This window comes from Actinophytocola sp. (assembly GCF_049647105.1).
Lineage (GTDB): Bacteria > Actinomycetota > Actinomycetes > Mycobacteriales > Pseudonocardiaceae > Actinophytocola.
Window position 1 is genome coordinate 1 of the sequence record NZ_JBARWZ010000205.1, and the last position, 4508, is coordinate 4508.

The window sequence follows — 4508 nt, forward strand, 5'->3', positions numbered from 1 at the left end:
TGGATCCAGGTTTCTGCCGGCAAGGCGCCGATCCTCTCTCGTACCGGGTTGTACTTGGGTGGATCGGCAACGCCGCCAGAAGGAAGCTGGGCCGCCGAATCAGGTGCCAGATTTCCGGTTCGGGACACTAGGCTCCAAAATGTTCGGACTGCGAACAGCGGTTCAGACAACGAACGCTATTGCGCACCGGGACACACCGTCAACGGGCACCGTTCCGGTCAGTGAAACGCCAGCCTTGTCGCAAGATCCTCGCCGCCAACAGCATTTGTGCATGGTCAGGCGAGGTTGACGCGGGCGGGCATGAACCCGCTCACCGACAACCTGGCTGGGGGAGCTGAGATGAACCCGATGGACGCGATGCTCGAGGTCCTGCGGACCGAGGGCGTCGAGAAGATCTTCGGCAATCCCGGCACGACCGAGCTGCCGCTGATCGACGCGCTCGCGAGGGCGACCGACTTCGAGTACGTGCTCGCCGTCCAGGAACACTCCGCCGTCGCCATGGCCGACGGGTACGCACGCGCGTCCCGCCGCACCGCGTTCGTCAGCCTGCACGTTGCCGCCGGCCTCGCCAACGGGCTGATCGGCATGCTCAACGCCAAGCGCTCCCACACTCCCCTTGTCATCACCGCCGGCCAGCAGGACCGCACGCACCTCGTCGAGGACCCGATGCTCACCGGCGATCTGACCGGGCTCGCGGCCGCGGCGGCCAAGAGCGCGATCGAGGTGCAGCACGCCCGCGACCTGCCGATCGTGCTGCGGCGGGCGTTCGCGCTCGCCGCGCAGCCACCCGAGGGGCCGGTGTTCGTGTCGATCCCGATGGACCTGCTCGTCGAGCACGTCGACGTGCCCGTCCCCGCCCGCTCCCCGCTCGCGCCGCTCGGCCCGGCCAACGGGCTGGACCAGGCGGCGTGGATCCTCGCCGGGGCCGACAACCCGGCGATCGTCGCCGGGGACGGCGTCGGCCGCGACGGGGCGGTCGCCCAGCTGGTGAACCTCGCCGAACGCCTCAACGCCACGGTCTTCCACCAACCGATGCACGATCGGGTGAACTTTCCCTTCACCCATTCGTTGCACGCTGGGATGCTGCCCCCACGCAACGCGGCGGTCCGGGAGGCACTGACCGGCCACGATGTCGTGCTGGTCGTCGGCTGCCACGCCTTCTCCCCGCACCACTACACCCCCGGCTCCGCCATCCCCGAGCACACCCGCGTCGTGCAGCTCGACGACGACCCGGCCGAGCTGGGCCGCAACTTCGCCGTCGAACTGGGGCTGACCGGCGCCATCCGCGCGTCGCTGACCGAGCTGGTCGCGCAGGTCGGGCGGCGCGCCAACCCCGTGCGCGCCACGAATCCGGCCCCGGACCCGGTGGCCGGCACGAACCCGATGGCGCCACTGGACCCGGCCGTCGCGGCGAAGGCGATCGCCGACGGGCTGCCAGCCGACGCGGTCGTCGTCGACGAGGCCATCACCGTGGGCGTCCTGTTGCGCCCCCTGCTGCGGCTGACCCGCCCGAACTCCTTCGTGCACGCCGCCGGCGGCGGCCTCGGCTGGGGCATCGGCGCGGCCGTCGGCACCCGCATGGCCCGGCCCGACCGCCCGGTCGTCGCCGTGCTCGGCGACGGCTGCGCGTTGTTCGGGCTGCAGGGCCTGTGGAGCGCGGCGCGATATCACGTGCCGGTGCTGTTCTGCGTGATGAACAACGGCGAGTACCGGACGCTCAAGGACACGCTCGCCAAGTCCTACGGGCACGGCCCGTACCCCGGGCTCGACCTCGGGCGCATGGACTGGTCGAAGGCGGCCCAGTTCTTCGGCGTCGCGAGCCGCCGCGTGGACAGCGCCGACGAGCTGCGCGAGTTGGTCACGTCGGCGGCCTCGCTCACGGAGCCACTGCTGGTGGACGTGCCCCTGCTGTAGGCGCCCTTGCCCCGGCCACGCCGAAGGCACCAGGATCGATCACATGGGTGCGCCGCCGAAGTCGGTCCTGGCTCGTGGTCTGCTGCTGCTCGACGCGTTCGGCGCGGCCGACTCGGACCTGGCCCTCGCGCAGCTGACCGCCCGCACCGGCCTGCCGAAACCGACCGCGTACCGCATGATCGCCGAGCTGGTCGCGCACGGCTGGCTGGAGCGCACCGACCGCGGCTACCGCCTTGGCATGAAGATCTTCGTGCTCGGGCAGCACGTGCCGAGGCAGCGCGGGCTGCGGGAGGCGGCGCTGCCGTACCTGGAGGACCTGTACGAGGCCACGCACGAGAACGTCCATCTGACGGTCTTCGACTCGCCGGACACGCTGTTCCTGGAGAAGGTCACCGGCCGCCGCTCGATGCCGATCGTGTCCCGCGTCGGCGGCACGCTTCCCGCGCACTGCACCGCGAGCGGCAAGGTGTTCCTCGCGCTCGGCCCGCCCTCCCGCGTGCGGCAGGTGGTCGACGGCGGGCTGGCCAGGCTGACCCCGAAGACCATCACCATGCCCGGCCTGCTGCGCCAGGACCTCGACCGCACGCTGGCGTGCGGCTATGGCATCAATAGAGAGGAATCGGAGACCGGCGTGGTCGCGGTGGCGGCCCCGGTGCACGACCACACGCGCCGCGTGATCGCCGCCGTGTCCATCGCGGGCCGTTCGCACCGCCTCGACCTGGAACGACTCGCGTCCGCCGTGAAAACCGCCGCGTTTTCGCTGTCCCGGGAAGTCGCACACTTCCGGTAATCGAATTCAATCCAAAGCATCTATCGGCCCAGAGTTACCGATCACTGACTGTGAACGCGCTCACGAGTGCCCGTAAACGGACAAGCGGTGACTGTATGCTGTAGGCAGTCGACTAGAGCCATCGAATCGACTGGATGCTGAACATACCCACACTTGTTGGAGACCACCATGCAGCCGACCGAGTTGCCAAAGGAACTGGCGGCTCGCCGGATTGATCGGCCGGTGCCCCTGCGTGAACACGTCTACCAGGCGATGCAGGAGCTGATCATCTCGCGGCGACTGGCCCCCGGCCAGCACCTCGTGGAGAGCGAACTGGCCCAGATGCTGGGGGTCTCCCGTCAGCCCGTGCGTGAGGCACTGCAATGGCTGAACAACGAGGGCTGGGTCGACCTGCGGCCCGGCTACGGCGCCTTCGTGCACCAGCCGACCCCGGACGAGGCGGACCAGCTGCTCGCCGTCCGAACGCTGCTCGAGAGCGAGTCGGCACGTCTGGCGGCGACACAGGCCGACGAGGACGGCATCGCGCACCTCCGGGACCTGAACAAACAGGGTTTCGAGGCACTGGCCGCGGACGACGTGGACACCGCGGTAGCACTGAACGCCGCCATACACCGGTATGTGACCGAGTTGTCGGGCAACAAGGTGCTGCTGGACTTCGCGACCCAGGTGGATCGCAGGGTCCGCTGGTACTACACGCCGATCGCCCGCCAGCGCGGCAAGCAGTCCTGGCAGGAGCACGCGAAGCTGATCGACGCCATCGAGAACAGGGACGCCGACGCCGCCGCCCGCATCATGGCCGAACACACCGAGCGGACACGGAAGTCCTACCTCGAACAGCGCGACGCGGACGGTGAGCAGGAGCAGCAGGTGCTCGAGCTGCCGACCCGCCGCCGTCGCAGGTCACCCGCCAAGGGCTGACCAATCCCCTGATTCCCCGGCAGGCGCCACGTGTGCCCGCCGACCCCACCCTGGCCGCATCGTCGCGACCCCGGGTTCATCGACGCTGCCCGCAAGGAGGTGAAGTAGATGCGTAACTGGCTGCAGACACTGCGCGGCTTCAACGCCGACGGCCGTGCACTCGGCCTCGGCCTGGCCGTGGCAATGGAGAAGCAGCGCCAGGAGGCCGCCCGCGAGGTGGAGACCTTCCTGCGCGACCAGCCGGTCGCCGACCACCCGGCCCGGGTGTGACGACGACGACGTGTACGCCCCAGCGGTATGGGGAACCCGGCAGATGTGGTTGAGAGAAGTGGGATCGGGACGTGGTCCGTACGCCTCGGTGCCACACCAGGAGGTGAGAAGAATGCGTAAGTGGCTGACGTCACTCACGAAGTCTCCGCGCGGTTTCAACGCCGACGCCCGTCGCCTGGGCCTGGGCCTCGCGACCGCCATGGAGAAGCAGCGGCAGGACACCGCCGACAAGGCGGAGGAGTACCTGCGCGAGCAGCCGGTGACTCGGCGAGTCACCGTTTAGGGACGTTGGTACTGGGCCGCGGTCCGTGCGGCCCAGTACCACGAAAGCTCGGGTCGCGGTCCGCACGGCCCGAGCTTTTTGCTGCCTTGATCTGACTCCAGTCTGGATCCACCGGTTGCGTTTGTCTCACTGGTTTGCCGTCGGCGGCCCCTTTGCCTCCGGCGGCTCCTCGCCGGAGGGGCAGGTCTCCAGGATGGCCTGGGATTTCGAGGGTTTCTTGCGTTGGGTTCGGGTCTGCCTGCCATCCCGTCGACCTCCCAGGGGCTATCACGCCGCGTCAAGGGGGCCAGGGCTTGGCATTGCTGTGTTCCTTGCATTTGGCCCCCTTGACAC

The 4508-nt window shown here is 69.1% G+C and carries 5 protein-coding genes; all 5 read left to right on the forward strand.

Features of this window, described 5'->3' with window-relative positions; all coding sequences use genetic code 11:
• Positions 1-339: 339 nt before the first annotated feature.
• The 5 genes from WBA97_RS24170 (at position 340) to WBA97_RS24190 (ending at position 4175) form a co-directional block, all read left to right on the forward strand.
• Positions 340-1914 carry a thiamine pyrophosphate-binding protein gene (locus tag WBA97_RS24170; RefSeq protein ID WP_424233190.1) on the forward strand — a complete coding sequence of 525 codons (1575 nt, stop codon included), beginning with the start codon at positions 340-342 and terminating at the stop codon, positions 1912-1914.
• A 43-nt stretch (positions 1915-1957) separates the two neighbouring features.
• Positions 1958-2704 (forward strand): IclR family transcriptional regulator, encoded by a 747-nt coding sequence (locus WBA97_RS24175; protein WP_424233191.1) that lies wholly within the window; start codon positions 1958-1960, stop codon positions 2702-2704.
• 168 nt (positions 2705-2872) lie between these two features.
• On the forward strand, positions 2873-3622 hold the full coding sequence (locus tag WBA97_RS24180; RefSeq protein ID WP_424233192.1) for a GntR family transcriptional regulator: 750 nt from the start codon (positions 2873-2875) through the stop codon (positions 3620-3622).
• 108 nt (positions 3623-3730) lie between these two features.
• Positions 3731-3892 carry a hypothetical protein gene (locus tag WBA97_RS24185; protein WP_424233193.1) on the forward strand — a complete coding sequence of 54 codons (162 nt, stop codon included), beginning with the start codon at positions 3731-3733 and terminating at the stop codon, positions 3890-3892.
• Positions 3893-4004: 112 nt separating this feature from the next.
• A complete protein-coding gene (locus WBA97_RS24190) occupies positions 4005-4175 on the forward strand; it encodes a hypothetical protein (RefSeq protein WP_424233194.1) in 171 nt (56 codons plus the stop codon).
• Positions 4176-4508 lie beyond the last annotated feature (333 nt).